This window comes from Nonomuraea sp. NPDC049378 (assembly GCF_055586745.1).
In genome coordinates this window covers 112,451-133,304 of the sequence record NZ_JBVJHP010000005.1, presented here as the reverse complement: position 1 = coordinate 133,304, position 20,854 = coordinate 112,451, and the positions used below count along the sequence as shown (strand labels likewise).

The 20,854-nt window shown below is 71.3% G+C and carries 21 protein-coding genes and 1 pseudogene; 13 read left to right on the top strand and 9 right to left on the bottom strand.

Features of this window, described 5'->3' with window-relative positions; all coding sequences use genetic code 11:
• Positions 1 to 86: 86 nt before the first annotated feature.
• A pseudogene (locus ACZ6SA_RS12710) lies at positions 87 to 245 on the top strand (hypothetical protein); the annotation flags it as partial.
• A gap of 18 nt (positions 246 to 263) precedes the next feature.
• Here ACZ6SA_RS12710 and ACZ6SA_RS12705 read toward each other — a convergent pair.
• Positions 264 to 842, bottom strand: a complete 579-nt coding sequence (locus tag ACZ6SA_RS12705) for an HAD family hydrolase (protein WP_465827932.1) — start codon at positions 840 to 842, stop codon at positions 264 to 266.
• A complete protein-coding gene (locus tag ACZ6SA_RS12700; protein WP_347643031.1) occupies positions 839 to 1,669 on the bottom strand; it encodes a hypothetical protein in 831 nt (276 codons plus the stop codon). The genes ACZ6SA_RS12705 and ACZ6SA_RS12700 overlap by 4 nt, the downstream gene beginning before the upstream one ends.
• A 170-nt stretch (positions 1,670 to 1,839) precedes the next feature.
• Here ACZ6SA_RS12700 and arfB point away from each other — a divergent pair, with 170 nt between their 5' ends.
• A complete protein-coding gene (gene arfB, locus ACZ6SA_RS12695) occupies positions 1,840 to 2,247 on the top strand; it encodes an alternative ribosome rescue aminoacyl-tRNA hydrolase ArfB (RefSeq protein ID WP_347643030.1) in 408 nt (135 codons plus the stop codon).
• A 9-nt stretch (positions 2,248 to 2,256) separates the two neighbouring features.
• On the opposite strand, the gene ACZ6SA_RS12690 is transcribed toward arfB, so the two are convergent.
• From ACZ6SA_RS12690 to ACZ6SA_RS12680, 3 genes are all read right to left on the bottom strand, one after another.
• Complete coding sequence (locus ACZ6SA_RS12690; protein WP_347643029.1) at positions 2,257 to 2,796, bottom strand: NADPH-dependent FMN reductase; 540 nt, start codon at positions 2,794 to 2,796, stop codon at positions 2,257 to 2,259.
• Between the two features lie 105 nt (positions 2,797 to 2,901).
• Positions 2,902 to 4,866 (bottom strand): ABC1 kinase family protein, encoded by a 1,965-nt coding sequence (locus ACZ6SA_RS12685; RefSeq protein ID WP_347643028.1) that lies wholly within the window; start codon positions 4,864 to 4,866, stop codon positions 2,902 to 2,904.
• A gap of 57 nt (positions 4,867 to 4,923) precedes the next feature.
• The gene (locus tag ACZ6SA_RS12680; protein ID WP_347643027.1) at positions 4,924 to 5,853 is read right to left on the bottom strand and encodes an acyl-ACP desaturase; all 930 of its coding nucleotides are present in this window, start codon (positions 5,851 to 5,853) and stop codon (positions 4,924 to 4,926) included.
• A 77-nt stretch (positions 5,854 to 5,930) separates the two neighbouring features.
• On the opposite strand from ACZ6SA_RS12680, the gene ACZ6SA_RS12675 reads away from it, so the two are divergent.
• The gene (locus ACZ6SA_RS12675; RefSeq protein WP_347643026.1) at positions 5,931 to 6,380 is read left to right on the top strand and encodes an NUDIX hydrolase; all 450 of its coding nucleotides are present in this window, start codon (positions 5,931 to 5,933) and stop codon (positions 6,378 to 6,380) included.
• A 3-nt stretch (positions 6,381 to 6,383) separates the two neighbouring features.
• Here ACZ6SA_RS12675 and ACZ6SA_RS12670 read toward each other — a convergent pair whose 3' ends face one another.
• The 3 genes from ACZ6SA_RS12670 to ACZ6SA_RS12660 all read right to left on the bottom strand — a co-directional run bounded on the left by ACZ6SA_RS12670 (position 6,384) and on the right by ACZ6SA_RS12660 (position 8,378).
• Positions 6,384 to 6,806 carry a hypothetical protein gene (locus tag ACZ6SA_RS12670; protein ID WP_347643025.1) on the bottom strand — a complete coding sequence of 141 codons (423 nt, stop codon included), beginning with the start codon at positions 6,804 to 6,806 and terminating at the stop codon, positions 6,384 to 6,386.
• A 125-nt stretch (positions 6,807 to 6,931) separates the two neighbouring features.
• Entirely contained in the window at positions 6,932 to 7,555 is a 624-nt protein-coding gene (locus ACZ6SA_RS12665) for a hypothetical protein (protein ID WP_347643024.1), read from the bottom strand.
• Between the two features lie 43 nt (positions 7,556 to 7,598).
• A complete protein-coding gene (locus tag ACZ6SA_RS12660) occupies positions 7,599 to 8,378 on the bottom strand; it encodes an HAD-IIA family hydrolase (RefSeq protein WP_347643023.1) in 780 nt (259 codons plus the stop codon).
• A gap of 109 nt (positions 8,379 to 8,487) precedes the next feature.
• Here ACZ6SA_RS12660 and ACZ6SA_RS12655 point away from each other — a divergent pair, with 109 nt between their 5' ends.
• The 8 genes from ACZ6SA_RS12655 to ACZ6SA_RS12620 all read left to right on the top strand — a co-directional run bounded on the left by ACZ6SA_RS12655 (position 8,488) and on the right by ACZ6SA_RS12620 (position 17,468).
• Positions 8,488 to 9,684: a M20 metallopeptidase family protein gene (locus tag ACZ6SA_RS12655; RefSeq protein WP_465827929.1), complete on the top strand. Its 1,197-nt coding sequence runs from the start codon at positions 8,488 to 8,490 to the stop codon at positions 9,682 to 9,684.
• 1 nt (position 9,685) lies between these two features.
• Positions 9,686 to 10,654: a zinc-dependent alcohol dehydrogenase family protein gene (locus ACZ6SA_RS12650; RefSeq protein ID WP_347643021.1), complete on the top strand. Its 969-nt coding sequence runs from the start codon at positions 9,686 to 9,688 to the stop codon at positions 10,652 to 10,654.
• 162 nt (positions 10,655 to 10,816) lie between these two features.
• The gene (locus tag ACZ6SA_RS12645) at positions 10,817 to 12,637 is read left to right on the top strand and encodes an ABC transporter substrate-binding protein (protein ID WP_465827928.1); all 1,821 of its coding nucleotides are present in this window, start codon (positions 10,817 to 10,819) and stop codon (positions 12,635 to 12,637) included.
• 11 nt (positions 12,638 to 12,648) lie between these two features.
• Positions 12,649 to 13,659 carry an ABC transporter permease gene (locus ACZ6SA_RS12640; RefSeq protein ID WP_347643019.1) on the top strand — a complete coding sequence of 337 codons (1,011 nt, stop codon included), beginning with the start codon at positions 12,649 to 12,651 and terminating at the stop codon, positions 13,657 to 13,659.
• Positions 13,656 to 14,555 carry an ABC transporter permease gene (locus ACZ6SA_RS12635; protein ID WP_347643018.1) on the top strand — a complete coding sequence of 300 codons (900 nt, stop codon included), beginning with the start codon at positions 13,656 to 13,658 and terminating at the stop codon, positions 14,553 to 14,555. Before ACZ6SA_RS12640 ends, ACZ6SA_RS12635 begins: the two co-directional genes overlap by 4 nt.
• Before the next feature lie 2 nt (positions 14,556 to 14,557).
• Positions 14,558 to 15,556, top strand: a complete 999-nt coding sequence (locus tag ACZ6SA_RS12630) for an ABC transporter ATP-binding protein (protein ID WP_347643017.1) — start codon at positions 14,558 to 14,560, stop codon at positions 15,554 to 15,556.
• Positions 15,553 to 16,563, top strand: a complete 1,011-nt coding sequence (locus ACZ6SA_RS12625) for an ABC transporter ATP-binding protein (RefSeq protein WP_465827925.1) — start codon at positions 15,553 to 15,555, stop codon at positions 16,561 to 16,563. Before ACZ6SA_RS12630 ends, ACZ6SA_RS12625 begins: the two co-directional genes overlap by 4 nt.
• A complete protein-coding gene (locus tag ACZ6SA_RS12620; RefSeq protein WP_347643015.1) occupies positions 16,563 to 17,468 on the top strand; it encodes a GNAT family N-acetyltransferase in 906 nt (301 codons plus the stop codon). The genes ACZ6SA_RS12625 and ACZ6SA_RS12620 overlap by 1 nt, the downstream gene beginning before the upstream one ends.
• A gap of 68 nt (positions 17,469 to 17,536) precedes the next feature.
• Here the strand turns inward: ACZ6SA_RS12620 and ACZ6SA_RS12615 are convergent, their stop codons facing one another.
• Positions 17,537 to 18,664 (bottom strand): exo-beta-N-acetylmuramidase NamZ family protein, encoded by a 1,128-nt coding sequence (locus ACZ6SA_RS12615; protein WP_347643014.1) that lies wholly within the window; start codon positions 18,662 to 18,664, stop codon positions 17,537 to 17,539.
• 57 nt (positions 18,665 to 18,721) lie between these two features.
• Between ACZ6SA_RS12615 and murQ the strand changes: the two genes are divergently transcribed.
• Together murQ and ACZ6SA_RS12605 are read left to right on the top strand one after the other, a co-directional pair.
• Positions 18,722 to 19,621 (top strand): N-acetylmuramic acid 6-phosphate etherase, encoded by a 900-nt coding sequence (murQ, locus tag ACZ6SA_RS12610; RefSeq protein ID WP_465827923.1) that lies wholly within the window; start codon positions 18,722 to 18,724, stop codon positions 19,619 to 19,621.
• A 117-nt stretch (positions 19,622 to 19,738) separates the two neighbouring features.
• Positions 19,739 to 20,794 carry a serine hydrolase domain-containing protein gene (locus ACZ6SA_RS12605; RefSeq protein ID WP_465827921.1) on the top strand — a complete coding sequence of 352 codons (1,056 nt, stop codon included), beginning with the start codon at positions 19,739 to 19,741 and terminating at the stop codon, positions 20,792 to 20,794.
• Positions 20,795 to 20,854: the final 60 nt, after the last annotated feature.

Genomic DNA, 20,854 nt, shown 5'->3' with positions numbered 1-20,854 from the left:
GTCGGCGGGCGATGTGCATCCTGCCCTCCTGACCCGTTCTCGTGGCGTTAAAGCTCGGTTCGACCTGTCTGGTCATTACTTCCGGTATGAACGCTGTGCTCGCCGCCTGCCTGGTTCTTCCTCTCGTCACGGGTACGGCCCACGCCACCGCCCGGTCGTGCGGCGGTCAGCCGCTCGACTTCGACGCCGACGGGCGGCCCGACCTCGCCGTGGCCGCACCCTACGACGCCTCCAGAGCCGGTTCCGTGACCGTGCTGTACGGCTCACCCCAGCGCCGCCCTCAGCGCGGCGGCGCCGGTGAAGTGCACGCCGGTCATGCCGGCCCGCTCGGCGCCCTGGACGTTCTCCGGCCGGTCGTCGATGAAGACGATCTCGGCGGGGTCGGCGCCGAGCTCGCGGGCCATCTCGTCGTAGATCTCCTTGTCGGGTTTGACCAGGCCCATCCTGCCGCTGTAGAAGCGCCGCCCGATCGCGGCGATCCAGGGCAGCTCGTCCAGGCCCTCGCTGACGCAGACGGGCGCGTTGGACAGCAGCGCCACGTCACGTCCCGCCTCGATCAGCTCGCCCAGGACGGCGAGCGTGCCCTCGTCGGGATGGGCCCAGCTCGCGATGTCCATGGCGACCAGCCGGGCGGCCTCGGAGTGGGTGACGGGCCTGCCGAGCACCGCCGACCAGTAGGTGAACGGCGTCATGCTCCCCCGGTCGAACGCGAGGCGGTGCTCCCAGTAGCCGCGGCTGAACAGCTCGGGGTCGGCCCCGGCGGCCCGCGCCATGGCGTCCGCGTCGGACTCGGGCTGGGGCAGGGACAGGACACCGCCATAGTCGAACACGATCCACGTCATGCCAGGAATGGTCGCAGATGCGGGTCGAGCGCCGGGCAGCCAAGGTATTTCTCGGCCGTGTGGAAGTCGATCCAGTCGAGGTTGACCAGTTCTTCGGCGTCGACGCCGGTGAAGCTCTCCCGCAACGCGGGCGGGATGGCGGCGATGTCGTCCTTGTCGGCGATGTTCACCCAGCGGCCGACGTTCTCGGGCCGCTCGCCACGGCCGTTGATGGGGGCGGGCAGGAGGCGTTCGAAGACGACGTGGCGCATGCCGAGCGGGCTGCCGAGGGTGACGAGCAGATCGATCTCGAGCTCGGGGTACGCCCAGAGCGTCTCGTACGCGACGACGCTGCCGAGCGAGTGCGCGATCACGACCCTGGGCCGGTTGCGCCGGATGACGTCGGCGACGACCTGCCGGCAGCTCTCCCGCCTGGCCTGGTCGGTGAGGTACGTCGCCACCTCGGGCACGAACAGCTTCGCGAACGCCGCCGACCTGCCGTCCAGCCTGTCGAGCAGCCAGCCGGTGACCGATTTGAGCGCTCCTGTGATGTGCTCGCCGAGGCCCATGTTCCTGGCCCAGCCGGCGAGCACCTCCTGGGCCTGGATCTCCATCGCGGCGGCGGATTCCGGTGCGTCGTCGCCCCGGTCATCGGGCCCGCCGTCGTGCAGGTGGTGGGCGAAGTAGGCGATCTCGGCGAAGTAGGCCGCGGACTCCGCGTCCAGCGTCGCGTGCAGGTAGCGGTCCCACTTGCGGCGCATGGCCTCCGCCGCCCCGGCCGCGGACCGCCCGGCGTCCACGTAGTAGTTGTACTTGCCGATTCCGTGCACGCCGACGATGGCCGCCACAGCGCCTCCCCGCCCTTGATCGTTGTTGCGCGATATTGGCATACGCCCCTTGCATCCCGCCGTCAAGCCGGTGCTCCGCGCCGCACGACAAGGGAAATGCCGTTGCGACCGGCATGGGTCGCCCGGATACGGTGACACTTCACTGTGGACGTCGAACAGGAGTTTCACGCATGCCCGGCCCGCTGGTCGTCAACGACTCGGTCGTCATCCCCGACGCCGAGCTCGTCTGGCGTTTCTCGCGCTCGTCAGGCCCGGGCGGCCAGGGTGTCAACACCACGGACAGCCGCGTGGAGCTGACCTTCGACCTGGCCGCGAGCACCGCGCTGCCGCCGGCGCTCAAGGAGCGGGCCCGCGGCCGGCTGGGCGCCGACACGATCACGATCGCCGCCTCCGAATACCGCTCGCAGCTGCGCAACAGGGAGGCCGCGCGGCACCGCCTGGCCCAGCGCCTGCGCGAGGCCATCGCCCCGCCGCCCAAGCGCCGCCGCCCGACCAAGCCGAGCCGCGGCGCCGTCGAGCGGCGCATCACCGCCAAGAAGCACCGCTCCGACGTCAAACGCCTGCGCCGCGATCCTTAGGGGCGGCCCTCAGGGCGACAACGAGAGCACGGGTTCCAGGATCCCGGCGGGGCAGAGTTGCCGGATCACCGCGCGCACCTGGTCCCGCAGGGCGGCCGGCCTGAGGCGTCCGTACTCGTCGAAATGGGGGCAGGCGGGAGAGATCACCAGCTCGGCGCCCATGACGACCGCCCCGGCGCTCTGGAGCCGCTTGTAGAGCTCCGCCTGGGCCCACATGGCGCCGCAGGCGCGGGCGCTGGCGCTCATGACGGCGACGTGCTTGCCGGACAGGCCGTCGCGGGCCGCCATCCAGTCCAGCGCGTACGCCAGCTCGGGCGGCAGCAGGCTGTGCTCGGGCGCGGTGAGCAGCACGGCGTCACCGGAGGCCACCAGGCGGGCCAGCGCGGCGGCCGGCGCGGGAACCGGACCTCGGGTGTACGGCGGGATCTCGCCCAGCCCGCGCCACTCCTCGAAGGCGATGCCGCGGGGCAGCTCGGCGCCCGCGGCGACGAGCAGCCGGTTGATAAAGGACCCCTTGTTGAGGCTGGCCGCAATCCCGATGATTTTCACCCTCTGCTCCCAAGGGGTTCCGGTGTTACCGGGAAACTGCCCGATGCCTTGGATGTCCAAGACCATCCCTCGGTCAAGAGCCCCACAGGCTTTACCGGCGAGGGCTCACAGGCGCTCGTCCGAGGCGCGGGGACGGCGGAAGATCAGCGCGAGCACGCGCAGGACGAGGATGGCCGAGATCACCAGCAGGTTGTAGCCGATGAGCTGGAACAACGACGTCGTGCCCAGCGCGGCGGGTCCGCCGTCGATGCCGAGGAGGATGACCGCCATGATCCCGGCCGTCGCGCCGAGTACCGTGAGCAGCACCTGGTGCAGCAGGCCGGTGAGGTAGGCGCGGTCGCGGTCGTCGGCGAGCAGGCGCACGTTCAGGCTGAACCTGCCGTGCTCGGCCGCGCTGGCGATGCGCTCCACACGGCGCGGCAGGCGGCGCAACATCGGCACCAGCGCGGCCAGCTCCTGGGCGACGGACTCCTTGATCGTCTCGGGGCTCACCTGCTCGGCGAGGTAGCGGCCGGCGAACGCGCGGGCCTCGCCGATGAGGTTGAAGCCGGGCGAGAGGCGGATGAGCGTGCCCTCCAGGGTGGCCAGGGCGCGGAAGACGGCGGCGACCTCCGGCGGGATCGACAGCCCGTACGCGGAGACGATCCTGAACAGGTCGGTGAACATCTGCGCGCTGTCCATGGCGCCGGCCAGGTGCCTGGCCATGAACTGGCCGAGCGCGCGTTCGAGCGCGGCCTCGTCGATGTCCTCGGGCCTCGGCACGACCTCCAGCAGCGCGTCGGTCACGCCCAGGGGATCCTGCCGGTTCATGGCCAGCAGGAAACGTTGCAGGGCCGAGCGCACGCCGGCGTCGAGCCGGCCGACCGAGCCGAAGTCGAGCAGGCCCAGCGTGCCGTCGTCGAGCAGCATGAGGTTGCCGGGATGCGGGTCGGCGTGGAAGACGCCTTCGACGAGGATCTGCCTGAGCAGGCAGTCGAGCAGGTCGCGGGCGAGCGCGGGGCCCTGCTCGCGGGTGGCCGCGGTGACCGGCCTGCCGGACAGGCGCCGCATGACGAGCACGCGTTCGGTGCACAGGGCGCCGATCGGGGCCGGGTAGGTGACGCTGCCGCCGCCTGAGGCGGTGACGGCGGCCATGTTGGCGGCCTCGACCCGGAAGTCCAGCTCCTCGCGGATGGCGGTGGCGAACCCCTCGCCCAGGTCGCGCAGGCCGAGCGAGCGGCCCCAGCGGGTCCTGGACTCCAGCGTGACGGCCAGCCGCCGGACGATGTCGAGGTCCTTGGCGACGACCGCGCCGATGCCCGGCCGCTGCACCTTGACCACCACGCTCTGACCGTCGTGCAGCCGGGCGACGTGGACCTGCCCGATGGAGGCGGCGGCCAGCGGTGTCCGGTCGAACTCGGCGAACACCTCGTCGACCGGCCCGCCCAGCTCCGCGGCGAGCACCGGCTCGATCCGCTCCCACGGCGCGGGCGCCACTTGGTCCTGCAGCCGCCCCAGCTCCTCGACGAACTCCGCGGGCAGCAGGTCGCGCCGGGTCGACAGGACCTGGCCGAGCTTGACGAACGTGACCCCGCCGTCCTCGAGCGCCTCGCGCAGCGACCTGGCCAGCCGCATCTTGCCCGAGTGGTCCTCCAGGCGCTCGCCCCGGCCCCGCAGGTAGGGGCCGAGGCCGTGCCTGATGGCGATCCTGGTGATCTGCGAGTAGCGCCTGGCCCGGGAGACGCGGCCGCGCACGGAGCGGACGAGCTCCAGCGGGCCGGGCACCGAGCCGGGCGGCACCAGCGCCTCGGCCAGCACGAGGATCACCATCGGGATGAGCACCACGCACATGATGACGAGCAGCAGCAGCCCCAGCGCGCCCGGGCCGGGCACGGTCTCCGGGTCGGTCGGGCCGATGAGCCCGAGGATCGGCTCCATCACCGGCTGCGCCAGCCCGAAGGCGACCAGGGCCGCCAGGAACGTGCGGACCATGCCGAACCTGACGTTCAGCAGCCGTTGCGCCGCCACGGCCAGCGCGATGACCGTCAGGAACGTGAAGAACCAGATGAGCAGCTGGGCGGGGAGATCCATGGGGCGCCATCATGCCACCGACGGGCGGCGCCGCGCGCCGGGGTCAGGTGCGGGAGGTCATGTGCGGGCGGCGGCGCGGGCGCGGCGCTCCTCCCGGCGTTCGACGAACCTGGCGGCGGTGGCGTCGGTCCTGGCCAGGAACGCCGACAGCTCCTCGCGGGCCTGCTCGCCCTCGGCGTCCAGCCCGGTCTTGTCGAACACGGCCCACTGCTTCAGCACCGGCATGAGCACGTCGTCGAGGTGAAGGCGCAGGTCGTAGATGCCCTCGTGGGCGATGATCATGGCCTTGCGGGCGAAGCCGTCCATCCCGGTGCCCGGCATCTGGAACGTCGTGACGACGTCGGTGACCGCGCGCATGGTCTGGTTGGGGTCGAGCTCGAAGGCGGCCTTGAGCAGGTTGCGGTAGAAGAGCATGTGCAGGTTCTCGTCGGCGGCGATCCTGGCGAGCAGCCGCTCGCAACCCTCGTCGCCGGAGGCCCTGCCGGTGTTGCGGTGCGAGATGCGGGTGGCCAGCTCCTGGAAGGAGACGTACGCGAGCTGCTGGAGCATGGTGCCGTACGCGGTGGCGAAGCCGTGCTCCATGTGGCGCATGCGGGCCCGCTCGAGGGCGACGGGGTCGACGGCGCGGGTCACGGTGAGGTAGTCGCGCAGCGCGGTGCCGTGGCGGTCCTCCTCGGCGGTCCACCGGTGCACCCAGGTGCCCCAGGCGCCGTCGCGGCCGAACGTGGTGGCGATCTCGTGGTGGTAGCTCGGCAGGTTGTCCTCGGTGAGGAGGTTGACGATGAGCGAGACGCGGGCCGCCTCGGGGATCTTGGAGTCGCCTTCCTGCCACGCCTCGCCCCCGTAGACGCCGTCGAAGTCGCGGCCTTCGCTCCACGGGATGTACTCGTGCGGGAACCACTCTTTGGCCATTTTCTCGTGGCGGTCGAGCTCCCCCGCCACCACGGGCTCGAGCTCGTGCAGCAGCTCCGTCTGCGTCATCGCCATAAAAGATCTTCTCCTTGGGGTTACGGTACCGTAGGTTAGGCTACCCGAAGGACATACCGGTCAAATAGGGTGGCCGTATGCGACCGAGTGTCCGGGGCGTCCTTCTCGACGGCGACGAGCGGCTGGTGCTCTTCAGGCGTACGGTGCCGGGCCGCGACGTCTACTGGTCGGTGCCGGGCGGCCACGTCGAGCCGGAGGACGGCTCGCTGGTCGACACGTTGCGCCGCGAACTGCTCGAGGAGCTCGGCGCCACGGTCTTCGGCGTGACGCCGCTGACCACCGTGTCGTACGCGTGGAAGGACGCGGTCAAGACACAGCACGTCTTCGGCTGCCGGCTGGCGTCGATGGACCCCGGGCTGCGGCACGGACCGGAGTTCGAGGATCCGTCGCGCGGAGTGTACGAGGTGGTGCGAGTGCCGCTGGACCGCGAGGAGATCACCACGCGTCACCTGGTGCCCGAGGCGGTGGCGGACTACCTGTCGTCCGCCATCACCCGGCTCCCCCGGCTCATCGGCCAGGACGCGTGACCGTCAGCCGTCCTCACGCCGCTTCAGCAGGCGGTCCAGCTTGATGCCGAGATCGGTCATCTCGGAGCGCAGGGAGTTGAACTCGTGCTCCAGCCCCGACCGGACGGCCGCGAACTCGTCGGCGACCATGCCCTCATCCGCCTCCGGGCCGGGCGGCCAGGAGTTCACCTCCCGCCGGATGGCCGCGATCTCGGTCTCGACGGCGGCGAACTGCTCGGCCATCTCGACCCGGCCGTCCGCGAGCGCGGACTTCACCGCCGCGACGTCGGCCCGCAGGCTCTTGGTCCGGTCGCCGATCTCGCGCAGGAACTCCTCCTGGCGGTCGGGCTCGCCGCGGCGCCCGATCGCCACGTCCCCGTGCCGGACGCCCGTCTCAAGCTCTTCGACACGGAGTTTCAGGTCGAGAATCTCCGCCCGCATGTCCACGCACGCCTACCTCTGCCATGACCGGATGGGACATCGGCCGCCGGCACCGGCGGGCGATTTCCGCCATCATATGGTCACGGCCTGTAGCCGTGTCCGGTGTTCGCCGTAACGGCTGCTCCCCCGCCTCACCGCCGGTCCTCGATCTCCCAGAGGTGGTCGATGACGTGCCAGGCGATGCGGCGCAGCGCGTAGCGAGGGGGCCAGCCCGTCGTCTGGGGCGGCTCCCACGGGCGGGCCAGGACCTCCGCCAGCTCCTCGCGCATCGCGTCGCGGTCACCGCGGGATCGGTAGGGCCGGTGCCGCACGCCGACCTTCCTGGCGAAGGCGCGCTCGGCGTTCTCCACGTGATCGACGATCTTCGTGAGGTCGCGCCCGCCGCCCCGCGGGCCCTTGCGCAGTTCCTCGGGCGAGGCGGCGGCGGTCTCGTCGAACAGGCCCCAGGCCGCCCGCAGCAGGGTGACGCCGCGCTCCGCCTCGGGAGCGGGCAGCGGCTCGAGGTCGAGATCGGGCACCGCGTACGGCACGCCGAAGTCGGTCATTTCGCTGCCCGGCACGCGCCCTGCCACCACCGGGTCGCCCGGCGCGAACTCCAGCCCGGCCCGCGCCGCCACCACGCGGTAGCGGGGCGCGTATTCCACCAGCCGGTCGAGCGCCGCCTCCTCGCCCTTCGCGATCCGGCACCAGCCGGGCCAGTCGAGCGAGCAGGCGAACATCTTCTTCGGGCCGGTCTCCAGGTAAACGCGGGTCATGACGGGTGAGCCTGCCAGGTGTTCCTGTCAGGGAACGTCAGGTTCAGATGAGATCGATGAGGTCGGCCACCGAATCGACCACCAGGGACGGGCGGTAGGGGAACCGCTCGACCTGGTCGCGCGCGGTGACGCCGGTGAGGACGAGGATCGTGTAGAGCCCCGCCTCCATGCCGCACACGATGTCGGTGTCCATGCGGTCGCCGATCATCGCGGTGGTCTCGCTGTGGCCGCCGATGGCGTTGAGCGCGCTGCGCATCATGCGGGGATTGGGCTTGCCGACGAAGTAGGGGGCGACGCCCGTGGCCTTGGTGATCATGGCCGCCACGGCGCCGCAGGCCGGCAGGGAACCCTCGGTGGAGGGGCCGATCGCGTCGGGGTTGGTGGCGATGAAGCGCGCGCCGCCCTCGATGAGCCGGATGGCGCGGGTGATCTGGGTGAAGCTGTAGGTGCGGGTCTCGCCGAGCACCACGTAGTCGGGGTCGAGGTCGGTGAGCACATAGCCCACCTCGTGCAGCGCCGTCGTCAGGCCCGCCTCGCCGATCACGTACGCCGTGCCGCCCGCCCGCTGGTCGTCGAGGAACTCCGCGGTGGCCACGGCCGAGGTCCAGATGGACGCGGGGGGCACGTCGAGGCCCGCGGCGCTCAGCCGCACCGACAGGTCGCGCGCCGTGTAGATCGAGTTGTTGGTCAGCACCCGGAAGGGTGTGCCTGACTCGCTGAGCCGTTTGATGAATTCGTCCGCACCGGGGATCGGACGCCCCTCGTGGACGAGCACGCCGTCCATGTCGGACAACCAGAAGTCGATCCGCTTACGCTCGGTCACCGCCCCATCCTACCGATGGCGCCGCGCCGGCCTCCGGCCCGCTCGGTGTGCGAACCGCCACCAGCGTGGCATCACTGGACGCGGCGGCACGGACATGAACAATGGCCTCATGTCGTTCACTGAATCCGCGCAGGACATGCGGGATGAAATCGTTCAGCTCAGGCACTCGCTGCACACCACTCCGGAGATCGGTCTCCAGCTCCCCCGCACCCAGGAGAAGGTGCTGGCCGCCCTGGACGGGCTCCCGTTGGAGATCAAGACGGGCACGGCGCTGAGCTCCGTGACCGCGGTCCTGAGGGGCGGGCGGCCGGGCCCCGCCGTGCTGCTGCGCGGCGACATGGACGCGCTGCCGGTGACGGAGAAGAACGGCCTGCCGTACGTCTCCCGGCTGGCGGGGCAGATGCACGCGTGCGGGCACGATCTGCACACCGCGATGCTGGTGGGAGCGGCGCGGCTGCTGAGCGCGCGGCGCGACGAGCTGGCCGGGGACGTCGTCTTCATGTTCCAGCCGGGAGAGGAGGGCCACGACGGCGCCAAGCACATGATCGCCGAGGGCGTGCTCGACGCGGCCGGCTCCCGCCCGGTGGCGGCCTACGGCATGCACGTGGTCTCCTCCATGTTGCCGCTGGGGCTGTTCGCCTCGCGGCCTGGGCCGATCATGGCGGCGGCGGACACGTTCTCCGTGACGGTCAGGGGGCGGGGCGGCCACGGCTCCAGCCCGCACCGGTCCCTCGACCCGATCCAGGCGGGCTGCGAGATGGTCGCGGCGCTGCAGTCGATGGTGACCAGGACGTTCGACGTGTTCGACCCCGTGGTCGTGACGGTGGGCAGCTTCCACGGCGGGTCGAAGGACAACATCATCCCCGACGACGCCCGGTTCGACGCGACGGTGCGGACCTTCAGCAAGGAGAACAGGACGCTGGTCAAGCGGCGGCTGGTCGAGGTCGTGGAGGGCGTCGCGGCGGCCCACGGGCTGCGGGCCGAGGCGTCGTTCGGGATGGGCTACCCGGTGACGGTGAACGACGAGAGCGAGGCGGACTTCCTGGGCAGGACGGCCGACGAGCTGTTCGGGCCCGGCCGCTACTTCGTCTCGCCGCAGCCGGTGATGGGCTCGGAGGACTTCTCGTACGTGCTGGACTCCGTGCCCGGGGCGTTCGTCTTCCTGGGGGCGTGCCCGCCCGGCCGTGACCCGGCCACGGCCCCCTACAACCACTCGCCCGAGGCGGTCTTCGACGACTCGGTCCTGCCGGACGGGGCCGCGCTCTACGCCACCCTCGCCCACGAGCGCCTCGCCGGGGTCGGCTGACGTGCGCGCCTGGGTGGTGAACCGGCCGGGGCCGATGGCGTCGGGGCCGCTGGAACTCGTCGAGCGGGAGGTGCCCGAGCCGGGGCCCGGAGAGGTGCTGGTGCGGGTGGAGGCGTGCGGCGTGTGCCGTACGGACCTGCATCTGGCGGAGGGCGACCTGGCGCCGCGGCGGCCCCGCACCACCCCGGGCCACCAGGCGGTCGGCCGGGTCGTCGGCACGGACCAGCGGGTCGGGGTGGCCTGGCTCCGCTCCACCTGCGGGAGGTGCCGTTACTGCGTCAGGGGGATGGAGAACCTCTGCCCCGACTCCGCCTACACCGGGTGGGACGCCGACGGCGGGTTCGCCGACTATCTCGTCGCGCCGTCCGCCTACGTCTATCCCCTGCCGGACGAGCCTCCCGCCGAGTGGCTGGCGCCGCTGCTGTGCGCGGGGATCATCGGCTACCGGGCGCTGGCCCGCGCCGACCTGCCGCAGGGCGGGCGGCTGGGCATCTACGGGTTCGGGGCCTCGGCCCACCTGACCGCGCAGGCCGCCATCGCGCAGGGGGCCACGGTGCACGCCGTCAGCAGGTCTCCCGCCTCCCGCGAGCTGGCGCTCGAGCTGGGAGCGGCCTCGGCGACGGGCGGTCCGCCGCCGGAGCCGCTGGACGCGGCCATCCTCTTCGCTCCGGTGGGCACGCTGGTGCCGCCGGCGCTGGAGGCGCTCGACCGGGGCGGGACGCTGGCGATCGCCGGGATCCACCTGACCGACGTGCCGCCGCTGAACTACGAGCGTCACCTCTTCCAGGAGCGGACCGTGCGCAGCGTGACGGCCAACACCAGGGCCGACGGGCGGGCCTATCTGGAGCTCGCGCTGGCCCACCGGCCGCGGGTGACGACGGCCCCCTACCCCCTGGAGGAGGCCGCCAGGGCGCTGACGGATCTGGCGAACGACCAGGTCAACGGGGCTGCCGTCTTGGTAATGAACTGACGTTTTACTTGACGGCGCTTAGCTCCACTTCGCACACTGATGAAGGAAAGTTACATTAGCCTCACAACATCTGGAGATTATTGACGCCGGTCTGACGCGATCGTAGTGTCCGGTCAACTCCTGCAGATCCCTCAACAGGCTCGACATCCTCCGGAGCGGCAAATGAAGCGACTGGCAGCGGTAGTGGCGTTGCTGGGCCTTGCCACCGCGACTGCGGCATGCAGTGGTGGCACCCCCGACAAGTCAGGCGGCTCGGGCGGTGGTGGCGGCCTGTTCACCACGATCGACGTCAACAGGCCGGGCCTCGACGCGAGCGCGCCCGCCAACCCCTGGCACCCGAAGGGTAACTCCTACCTGGGTTACAACGCGATGAAACTGGGCTGGGTCAAGAACCACGTGACCGACCCCAACCAGTTCTACCCCGGCATCGCGGAGAAGTGGGAGGTCGCGGAGGACAACTCCTCGATCACCCTGCACCTGCAGCCGAACGCCAAGTGGTCCGACGGCAAGCCGGTCACGGCCGAGGACGTCAAGCTCTCCATCGGCATCGCCTACACGCAGGGCAGCACCGCGTTCGCGATCACGCCCGGCGCGGCCGGCGCGGCGGCCGAGGTGGAGGTCGTCGACGACAAGACGATCAAGATCACCCAGGACATGTCCAACCCGAGCTCGAAGTTCGCCCGCGGCGTCCTCGACAGCCTCGTCGTGCCCGCCCACGTGTGGAACAGCGTGCTGCCCGCCGACTTCTGGGACACCCTGAAGACCTCCAGGGGCACCGGCGACGCCGCCGAGAAGGCGCGCGAGGACATCCTGGCCGTCGGCCAGAAGGTGCTCGCCTTCAAGCCGCCGCAGGACGTCTCCGCCGGGCCGTTCACGCTGGAGCGGGTCAACCCCGGCGAGGCGCTGCTGCTGAAGAACAAGAACTTCTTCAACGCCGCCAACGTCGCTCCCGACCAGGTCAAGTTCCTCAACTACAGCGGCAACGAGCAGATCTGGAACTACCTGACCGCCGGCAAGCTCGACCAGTCCGGCTTCGTCGCCGCCCCGACCGACGTGATGAACCGCATCAAGCAGGCGCCCGGCTCCCACCTGATCAAGGGCTTCTCCCCGGTGGCCGTCGGCATGGCGTTCAACCAGTCGAAGAAGCCGTACGACAACGTGCACGTGCGGCGCGGCCTGGCCTACCTGATCGACCGCCAGCAGGTCACCAAGGTCGCCTCGCCCGAGGGCGGCACGGCGGCCGTGACGACGACCGGCATCCACCAGAAGCCGGCCCAGGAGTGGATCGGCGACGAGCTGCCGAAGCTGGAGCCGTACGCGCACGACGTGGCCAAGGCCGAGACGGAGTTCAAGGAAGCCGGCCTGCAGAAGAAGAACGGCAAGTGGACGCTGGCCGACGGGTCGCCGTGGAAGGTGACCATGCACGCGCCCTCCGGCTTCTCCGACTGGATCTCCGCGCAGGAGAACATCAAGAGCCAGCTCATCGAGAACGGCGTGGACGCCGAGGTCGTCACCGTCGCCGACTACCCGATCTACCTCGAGGAGATCGCGGCCGGCAAGTACGACGTCGGCTTCTGGCTGATGGCGCTCGGCCCGGCGCCGTACGACATCTACCAGCGCCTCTACGGCGCCTCCAACGGCTGGACCAACGTCGCGGGCAAGGTCAAGCACAGCGCCCCCGGCAAGGGCGGCAACTGGATGGGCAGCGCCGAGGAGATCGACGTCGAAGGCGTCGGCACGATCAACCCGGGTGAGCTGACCGGCAAGCTCAACGCGGCCTCCGCGGAAGAGGCCAAGCCGATCATGACGCAGCTCGCCAAGGCCGCCAACCAGGACCTTCCCGCGATCCAGCTCTGGGACTACGTGAACACGCAGTTCACCAACACCAGCCGCTTCACCGGCTGGCCCGAGCAGGACAGCGACCTGCTGCGCCTGCCGGCCGGGGTCTGGATCCAGCTCGGCCTGGTCAAGAAGAAGCAGTAGAGAAAGAGCCTATGACGGTCATCGCACGCCGACTCGCGGGCCATCTGGCCCGCGGGATCGTCATGATCCTGGTCGTCGCCACGATCAGTTTCTTCATCGTCAGGAGCATTCCCGGTGACCCGGTCGCCGCGAACGTGCAGAAGCTGATCGAGCAGGGCATGGCGCCCGAGGCGGCCGAGCAGGCGACCCGCGTGTTGTACGGATTCCAGCCCACGGGCTCGCTCTGGGAGCAGTACACCGACTACATGGCGGGCCTGCTCACCTTCGATCTGGGCCAGTCCGTGACCCACGCGGGCGCCCCGGTCACCCAGGTGCTCGGCGAGGCGGCCAAGTGGACCGTGCTCCCGGTGCTGGCGGGCACGCTGCTGAGCTTCCTCGTCGGCATCATCCTGGGCGTCTACGCGGCCATCAAGCGCACGGGCAAGCTCGGCGACGTCCTGGCCGTCTCCGGGTCGCTGCTGCACGGGGTGCCGCAGTACGTGCTGGGCCTGCTGCTCAGCGCGATCTTCGCGACGCTCATCCCGATCCTGCCGGCCGACGGCCCGGTGGACATCCTCTTCGAGCCCGGGTTCAACGCCGGCTACATCGGCTCGCTGGTCGAGCACGCGGTGCTGCCGGTGGTCACGTACGCGCTGGCCGCGTACGGCGGGTGGATCCTGGCGATGAAGTCGAGCGTGGTGACCGTGCTGGGCGACGACTTCATCCTGGCCGCCGAGCTGCGCGGGATGAAGCGCTCGATCATCTTCAGGTACATCGCGCGCAACGCGATCCTGCCGCTGTTCACGATCCTCGCGCTGTCGCTGGGGCTGCTGCTCGGCGGCGCGGTGTTCATCGAGCGGATCTTCAACTATCCGGGGCTCGGCCTGCTGCTCCTCGACAGCATCACCATGCGCGACTACGCGCTGATGAGCGGGGCGTTCCTGCTGATCACGGCGGCCATCATCGTGGCCAACATCATCGCGGACCTGTTCTACAGCGTGATCGACCCGCGGGTCCGCAGCGGTGAGGAGGCCGGCGCATGAGTGTGCTGCTGGAGAGCACGTCGACGAGCGCCGCCATGCGGCGCAACTTCTGGACGGGCGTGTGGCGCGTCATGAAGCGCAAGCCCAGCCGCCTGGTGGGCGTCGTGCTGATGGCCGGGTTCGTGTTCATGGGCCTGTTCGGGCCGCTGTTCTACCCCGACCCGCTGCCCCGCGACCCCGCCATGCTCACCAGGCCGCCGAGCTGGGAGCACTGGCTCGGCACCGACGACCAGGGCAGGGACGTGATCGCCCTGGTGGTCACCGGCTCCCGGTACGTCCTGCTGGCCGCCCTCGTCACCGCCGTCATCACGGTCGTGCTGGGCACCGCCATCGGGCTGTTCTCCGGCTTCAAGCGGGGCCGCTGGGACACCGTGCTCATGCGGCTCACCGACATGAAGCTGACCATCCCCGGCCTGCCGCTGCTGCTGGTGCTGTCGACGGTGTGGAAGTTCAACAGCGCCGTGCAGATGGGCCTCGTGCTGGGGCTGCTCAGCTGGGGCGGCGTGGCGCGGGCCGTGCGGGCGCAGACCCTGTCGCTGCGCGAGCGCGGCTTCATCGAGGCGGCGCGCGGGCTCGGGCTGTCCACCACGCACATCGTGGGCAAGGAACTGCTGCCGAGCATGGCCCCGTACATCGCGATGAACATGCTCATCGCCATCACCGGCGGCGTCTACTCGCAGGTCGGGCTCTTCTTCCTGGGCGTGCTGCCGTACGAGTCGAACAACTGGGGCCAGATGCTCAACACGGCCGTGTTCCGCTCGGGGGCGCTGACCGTGCCGAGCGCGCTCGGCTTCCTGCTGGGGCCGCTGCTGGCGATCCTGCTGCTGACGCTGGCCATCGTGCTCGTGGTCGACGCCATGGACGAGATCTTCAACCCCCGGCTGCGCGAGGAGTGACCGTGACGAAGACTGCGCCGGGAGTGCGCATCGACGGCCTCACGGTCGTCTACAAGACGCCCGCGGGCGAGCTGCCCGCGGTCAGGAACGTGGACCTGACGCTGGAGCCCGGCACCATCACCGGCATCGTCGGCGAGTCCGGCTCGGGCAAGTCCACGCTCGCGCTGTCGCTGCTGAACGCGGTGCAGCCGCCGGGCCGGATCTCGGCGGGCAGCGTCGAGATCGACGGGCTCGGCGACGTGGTGGGCCTGCGGAACGAGCAGCTGCGCAAGGCGCGCGGCAAGCACATCGGCTACGTCTTCCAGGCCGCCCAGAACTCGCTCAACCCGCTCAAGACCGTCGGCAAGCAGCTGCTCGACCTGGGCCGCTCGCACGGCGTGGACGACCTGCGCGCTCTGGTGCGCGAGGCCAAGGAGCTGCTCGGCCGGATGGGCCTGGACGGCGCCAGGGTGCTCGACTCGCACCAGCACGAGCTGTCCGGCGGCATGCGCCAGCGGGTCGGCATCATGCTCGCGCTGGTGCTCAACGCGCACCTGGTCGTGCTCGACGAGCCGACGACCGCGCTCGACATGATCACCCAGGCGAACATCCTGAAGATCGTCCGTGAGGTGCACGCGGAGCGCGGCCTGACGACGCTCGTCATCACGCACGACATCGGCGTGGTGGCCGAGGTCGCCGACCGGCTGGCCGTCATGTACGGCGGCCGGCTCGTCGAGCAGGGCCCGACCAGGGAGGTGCTGGGCGCGCCGCGGCACCCCTACACCAGGGGTTTGATCAAGGCCATTCCCCGGCTCGTCGGCGACATCGACGAGGCCCAGGCGCTGCCGGGACGGCCGCCGACGCTGGCCACGGTGCCGGCCGAGGGCTGCGTGTTCAGGGAGCGCTGCCCGCTGCGCATGGACGTGTGCGACACCATGGACCCCGAGGCCCGTACCGGCGACGGGGCCGGCGGGCCGAGGACGGTGGCCTGCCACGCCGTGACCGTGAAGGAGCACGCATGATCACCGGGACCGGCATCGTCAAGACGTTCAAGCAGCGCGGCAAGGTGCTCGGCGCCCGCGAGGTGCAGGCGCTGCGCGGCGTCGACTTCGCGATCCCGAAGGGCGGCGCCGCCTCGTTCATCGGCGAGTCCGGGTGCGGCAAGACGACGCTGGGGCGCATCATCGCGGGGCTGGAGACGTACGACGCGGGTGACGTCGTGATCGGCGACGTGCCGATGTCGCCGCTCAAGCCCAAGCAGCGCCAGCCGCACTTCCGCAAGATCCAGATGATCCACCAGGACCCCTACTCCGCGCTCAACCCGACCAGGACGGTCCACCAGACGCTGCACGCGCCGCTCAGCCTGCGGGCCAGGCAGACCGGGCGGTCCAGGACGTGGATGGAGGAGCGGGCGGCCGAGGTGCTGTCGCTGGTGGGGCTCGATCCGGGCTCGGTGTTGTCGCGCTACCCCCACCAGCTGTCCGGCGGGATGCGGCAGCGCGTCGTCATCGCCCGGGCGCTGACCGTCGATCCCGAGATGCTCGTCGCGGACGAGGCCGTCTCGATGATCGACGTGTCGCTGCGGCTGGGCATTCTGGCGCTGCTGAAGGACCTGCGCGAGCGGCTGGGCGTGAGCGTGCTGTTCATCACGCACGACGTGGCAACCGCCCGCTACATCGGCGGCGACGGCGAGCTGTACGTCATCTACCGCGGCCAGGTCGTCGAGCGCGGCCCGGTGGACACGATCATCGCCGACCCGGTGCACCCGTACACGCAGTCGCTGCTGTCGGCCATCCCGGTGCTGCACGGCCTGGAGCGGCCGGGCGAGCAGCCGGTGGAGCCGCTGGAGTCGCTGGACGAGAGCCAGGCCGACGAGGGCTGCCTGTTCGCGCGCCGCTGTCCGTTCCGCGGCGAGCGGTGCGAGGACGAGCGGCCGCTGCTGCAGCTGACCGAGGGCGTCCCGCAGGAGCACGCGTGCTTCTTCCCCGAGCGCCGCAGCATGATCGCCCGCCCGATGAGCGAGGTGTGATGGCCCACATCGTGCGGGCCGCCCCGTGGGCGACACCGGGGTCCACGGGATCGGCCGACGGGCTCGCCGAGGCGTCCGAGGTCGCCACCGCGGCGCTGAGGCTGGACATCGCGGAGGCCGCGGCCCTGATCGGCCATCTGTCGCGGCCCCCTGCCGGGCGGAAGTGGACGGCGCTGACCACGGACGGCGGGGTCGTGATGGCGTCGACGTCCACCAAGGACACCGACGACGCCGAGGGCCCGGCCGGGCACATCGACCTGCTGGCCGTGCACCCGTCGGCGCAGGGCCACGGGCGCGGGCGGGCGCTGGTGCGGGCGGCCGAGGAGTGGCTGGCCGGGCAGGGCGTCCGGCAGGTGCGCTTCGCCGGCAACACGCCGTGCTACGCCTGGCCGGGCATCGACGTGCGCTACACCGCCGCCGCCTGTCTCGCCGAGCGCCTCGGATACGAGCGCTACTCCGTCGTCTGGAACATGACGGCCGACCTGAGCGTGGACCTGTCCGTGGAGGACGACCTCGAACGGCTGGCCCGGCACGGCGTGACCGTGCACGCGGCCGGCGACGACCGCGGGCGGGTCACGGCGTTCGTCCGCGAGCACTTCAACGACTCCTGGGCCTGGGAGGCCGCGCAGGCGGCCGGGGTGCACTACGGCGAGCGTGACGGGCGCGTCCTGGGGTTCGCCGCCTGGGGCGCGCGGCCTGCCTGGTTCGGGCCCACGGGCACCGCGCCGGACGCGCGCGGCCTGGGCCTCGGCCGGGTGCTGCTGCGCAGGTGCCTGGCCGACCAGCGGGCCGCCGGGCAGGCCGACGCCCAGATCGGGTGGGTCGGGCCGTTGCGGTTCTACTCGCGTGCCGTCGGCGCGCGGGCGGAACGCGTCTTCTGGCTCTACCGGCGCGATCTGGCGTGATGGCCCGCGTCCCTGCACAACCTGACACCCGCCGGGGGCCGTTGGACACGGCCCCCGCAGGCGCGCGTTCAGCCCTCCGCGGAGCCGCCGTAGAGCAGCGGGCCGTCGGGGTGCGCCGGGGGCGGGCACAGCTCGCGGGGGTCCCCGCCGGCGTCCATGGTGCGGGTCAGCGCGTCGGAGCCCCACAGGTGGTCCATGAACAGGTCGGGGCCCCACCAGCGCAGGTCGTCGGGGTAGAGGGTGCGGGCCACGTGCAACATCGACAGGCCCGTCAGCACCGGCCGGAACGCGTGGCGGTCGTGCACGTGGAGCTGGACCCCGCGGACGGGCGTGCCGGCGTGCTTGTGGAACGTCGGCGTGAACCACGTCTCGCGGAAGCGCACGCCCGGCAGGCCGAGCCCGGCCAGCGCGGGGGCGAACCGCTCGTCGACGTACGGCGCCCCGACCAGCTCGAACGGCCTGGTGGTGCCGCGCCCCTCGGACAAGTCGGTGCCCTCGAACAGGCCGGTGCCCGGGTAGACGAGCGCGGTGTCCACGGTCGGCATGTTGACCGACGGCATCACCCAGGGCAGCCCGGTCTCGGCGTACGCCATGTCGCGCCGCCAGCCCTCCATCTCGATCACGTGCAGGTCCAGGTCGAACCCGAACAGCACGGCCAGCTCCCCCACGGTCCTGCCGTGCCGCACGGGCAGCGGGAACCGCCCCACGAAGCTGGCGAACGCCGGGTCGAGCAGCGGGCCCTCCTCCACGGTGCCGCCGAGCGGGTTGGGCCGGTCCAGCACCACGAACCGCAGGCCCAGCCGGGCGGCGGACTCCATGAGGTCGTACATGGTCCAGACGTAGGTGTAGAAGCGGGCGCCGACGTCGGCGATGTCGAAGACCAGGGTGTCCACTCCGGAGGCGGCGACGACGCGGTCCAGCGCCTCGCCCGAGAGCTTGTGGGTGTCGTACACCGGCAGCCCGGTCCTCTCGTCCACCGTGTCGCCCTCGCTGCCGGCCGCCTGAGCGGTGCCGCGCATGCCGTGCTCGGGTCCGAACATGGCGGTGAGGCGGGCGCCGGCGGCCATGAGCGCGTCGGGGGTGGGGGTCAGGTCGGGGAGGATTCCGGTGGGGTTCGTGATCAGGCCGAGGCGGGTTCCCCCTGCGAGCGAGGGGGTCGTGGCCAGCCGTTCTGCTCCGGTGCGTACGTGCGTCATGAACCCATTGTCTGAAAGATATTTACAAGAGAGAAGTAAAGGGTGGAAATTAGCGTCATGATTGATCCGCTACCCGAGCTGTCCACCGAGCAGAGCGACCCCCGCTACAGCCAGATCGACCGGCTGCCCACCGAGGAGATCGCCCGACTGATGAACCAGGCCGACACGGCCGTGCCCGCCGCCGTGGCGGCGGCCATCCCGGCCATCTCGGCCGCCATCGACGCCATCGCGGCGCGGATGGCCGAGGGCGGCCGGCTGCTGTACGTCGGCGCGGGAACGTCGGGACGGCTGGCGGTGCTCGACGCCAGCGAGTGCCCGCCCACGTTCGGCACCGACCCTTCGCTGGTGCAGGGGATCATCGCCGGTGGGCCCGAGGCGCTGACCCGGTCCGTCGAGGGTGCGGAGGACGACGCGGAGGCCGGGGCCGCCGCGATCAAGGCCCTGGAGGCGGGGCCGCTGGACTCGGTGCTGGGCGTCTCCGCCAGCGGCCGGGCCCCTTTCGTGCTGGGCGCGCTGGCGGAGGCGGCCGGCCGCGGCGCGCTCACCGCCGCCCTGTCGTGCAACGCGGACGCGCCGCTGTCGGCCGCCGCCGAACACACGATCGAGGTGGTCGTGGGGCCTGAAGTGGTGACCGGCTCGACCCGCCTCAAGGCCGGGACGGCGCAGAAGCTCGTGCTGAACATGATCTCCACGATCTCCATGGTCAGGCTCGGCCGCACGTACGGCAACGAGATGATCGAGATGTCGGCGATGAACAACAAGCTCGCCGGGCGGGCGCTGCGCATGGTCAGGGACATCACCGGAGCCGACCAGGAGACGGCCGTGGCGGCGCTGGACGCGGCCGGCGGCCAGGCGAAGATCGCGGTGCTGATGATCCAGCACGGGCTCGACGCCGAGGCGGCCCGCGCGCTGCTGGAGTCGCACGGCGAGCGTCTCAGCGACGCGCTGAGCGGCTGAGCGGCTGAGCGGCTGAGCGGCTGAGCGGCTGAGCGGCTGAGCGGCTGAGGCCACCACACCACGACAGGGCCGCGACAGGACCGCGGGCAGGACCGCGACGGGGATGAGGGGACGGGGATGAACGACCGGCTGGACACGATCCTGGCGGACGGGGTGTCGCGCGTGTGCTCGGCGGCGGTCGCGCTGATCGCCGTGAACGGGTCCGTGGCCGCCGCCTCGGCGGCCGGCGAGCTCGTACGGTACGCGGACGCGGACGGGACGCCGGCCGGGGAACGCCCGCCGGCGCTCCGCGACTCGATCTTCGACCTGGCCTCGATCAGCAAGCTGTTCACCACGGTCGTGCTGCTCTCGCTGGCCGAGGAGGGCCGGCTGGACCTGGACGAGCCCGTGGCGCGCCGGATCCCCGTGCGCGACGGGCGGATCACCCTGCGCCACCTGCTCACCCACACGGCGGGCCTGCCGCCGACCCGCCGCATCGACCTGGAACTGCCCGGCGCGGACGCCGCCGCGCGGATGGCCGCGATGCTGGAGACGCCGATCGTCCATCCGGTCGGCGGGCCCTACCTCTACAGCGACGTCGGCATGGTCGTGGCGGGCCGGATCGCGGAGCTGGCCGGCGGCGCGCCGCTGGACGCGCTGGTCCGCGCCCGCATCACCGAGGTGCTCGGCCTGGCCGGCACCGGCTACCGGCCCGCGTCGCCGGCGCGGGTGGCCGCGACCGAGTGGAAGGCGGAGCGCCCCGGGCCCGGTTGCGTGCGGGGCGAGGTGCACGACGAGACCGCCTACGCGCTGGGCGGTGTGGCGGGGCACGCGGGGCTGTTCGCGACGGCCGGGGACGTGCTCGCCTTCGGCGAGGCGCTGCGGCGCGGCGGCGGCCCGATGCTGAGCCGGGAGAGCGTGGCGGAGATGACACGCGACCAGGGTGCCGAGGGCGCCCCCTTCCGCCACGGGCTGGGGGTGCGGCTCGGCGATCCGGCCATCGTGGGACCGCTGGACGGCGCGTACGGGCATTCGGGCTTCACCGGGACCTCGCTCGTCGTCGATCCCGGTCGCCGGCTGACCGTGGTGCTGCTGACGAACTCCGTGCATCCGGTGCGGGGCCGCGACGGCATCCGCGAGATGCGCCATGCGGTCGCCGCCGAAGCGCTCCGCGCGGCTGACCTCGACCTTTGACAGGACGTAATTACAAAACCACAAAGAGCGTATTGCTCCGCCCATAACGGTGTGTGAAGG

Bases quoted from the DNA above. Each gene is read 5' to 3' on its own strand.
- ACZ6SA_RS12675 (WP_347643026.1), top strand. From the start codon at position 5,931: ATGCGACCGAGTGTCCGGGGCGTCCTTCTCGACGGCGACGAGCGGCTG.
- murQ (WP_465827923.1), top strand. From the start codon at position 18,722: ATGATTGATCCGCTACCCGAGCTGTCCACCGAGCAGAGCGACCCCCGC.
- ACZ6SA_RS12625 (WP_465827925.1), top strand. From the start codon at position 15,553: ATGATCACCGGGACCGGCATCGTCAAGACGTTCAAGCAGCGCGGCAAG.
- ACZ6SA_RS12680 (WP_347643027.1), bottom strand. From the start codon at position 5,853: ATGGCGATGACGCAGACGGAGCTGCTGCACGAGCTCGAGCCCGTGGTG.
- ACZ6SA_RS12685 (WP_347643028.1), bottom strand. From the start codon at position 4,866: ATGGATCTCCCCGCCCAGCTGCTCATCTGGTTCTTCACGTTCCTGACG.
- arfB (WP_347643030.1), top strand. From the start codon at position 1,840: ATGCCCGGCCCGCTGGTCGTCAACGACTCGGTCGTCATCCCCGACGCC.
- ACZ6SA_RS12645 (WP_465827928.1), top strand. From the start codon at position 10,817: ATGAAGCGACTGGCAGCGGTAGTGGCGTTGCTGGGCCTTGCCACCGCG.
- ACZ6SA_RS12615 (WP_347643014.1), bottom strand. From the start codon at position 18,664: ATGACGCACGTACGCACCGGAGCAGAACGGCTGGCCACGACCCCCTCG.
- ACZ6SA_RS12665 (WP_347643024.1), bottom strand. From the start codon at position 7,555: ATGACCCGCGTTTACCTGGAGACCGGCCCGAAGAAGATGTTCGCCTGC.
- ACZ6SA_RS12705 (WP_465827932.1), bottom strand. From the start codon at position 842: ATGACGTGGATCGTGTTCGACTATGGCGGTGTCCTGTCCCTGCCCCAG.
- ACZ6SA_RS12620 (WP_347643015.1), top strand. From the start codon at position 16,563: ATGGCCCACATCGTGCGGGCCGCCCCGTGGGCGACACCGGGGTCCACG.
- ACZ6SA_RS12640 (WP_347643019.1), top strand. From the start codon at position 12,649: ATGACGGTCATCGCACGCCGACTCGCGGGCCATCTGGCCCGCGGGATC.
- ACZ6SA_RS12635 (WP_347643018.1), top strand. From the start codon at position 13,656: ATGAGTGTGCTGCTGGAGAGCACGTCGACGAGCGCCGCCATGCGGCGC.
- ACZ6SA_RS12655 (WP_465827929.1), top strand. From the start codon at position 8,488: ATGTCGTTCACTGAATCCGCGCAGGACATGCGGGATGAAATCGTTCAG.
- ACZ6SA_RS12605 (WP_465827921.1), top strand. From the start codon at position 19,739: ATGAACGACCGGCTGGACACGATCCTGGCGGACGGGGTGTCGCGCGTG.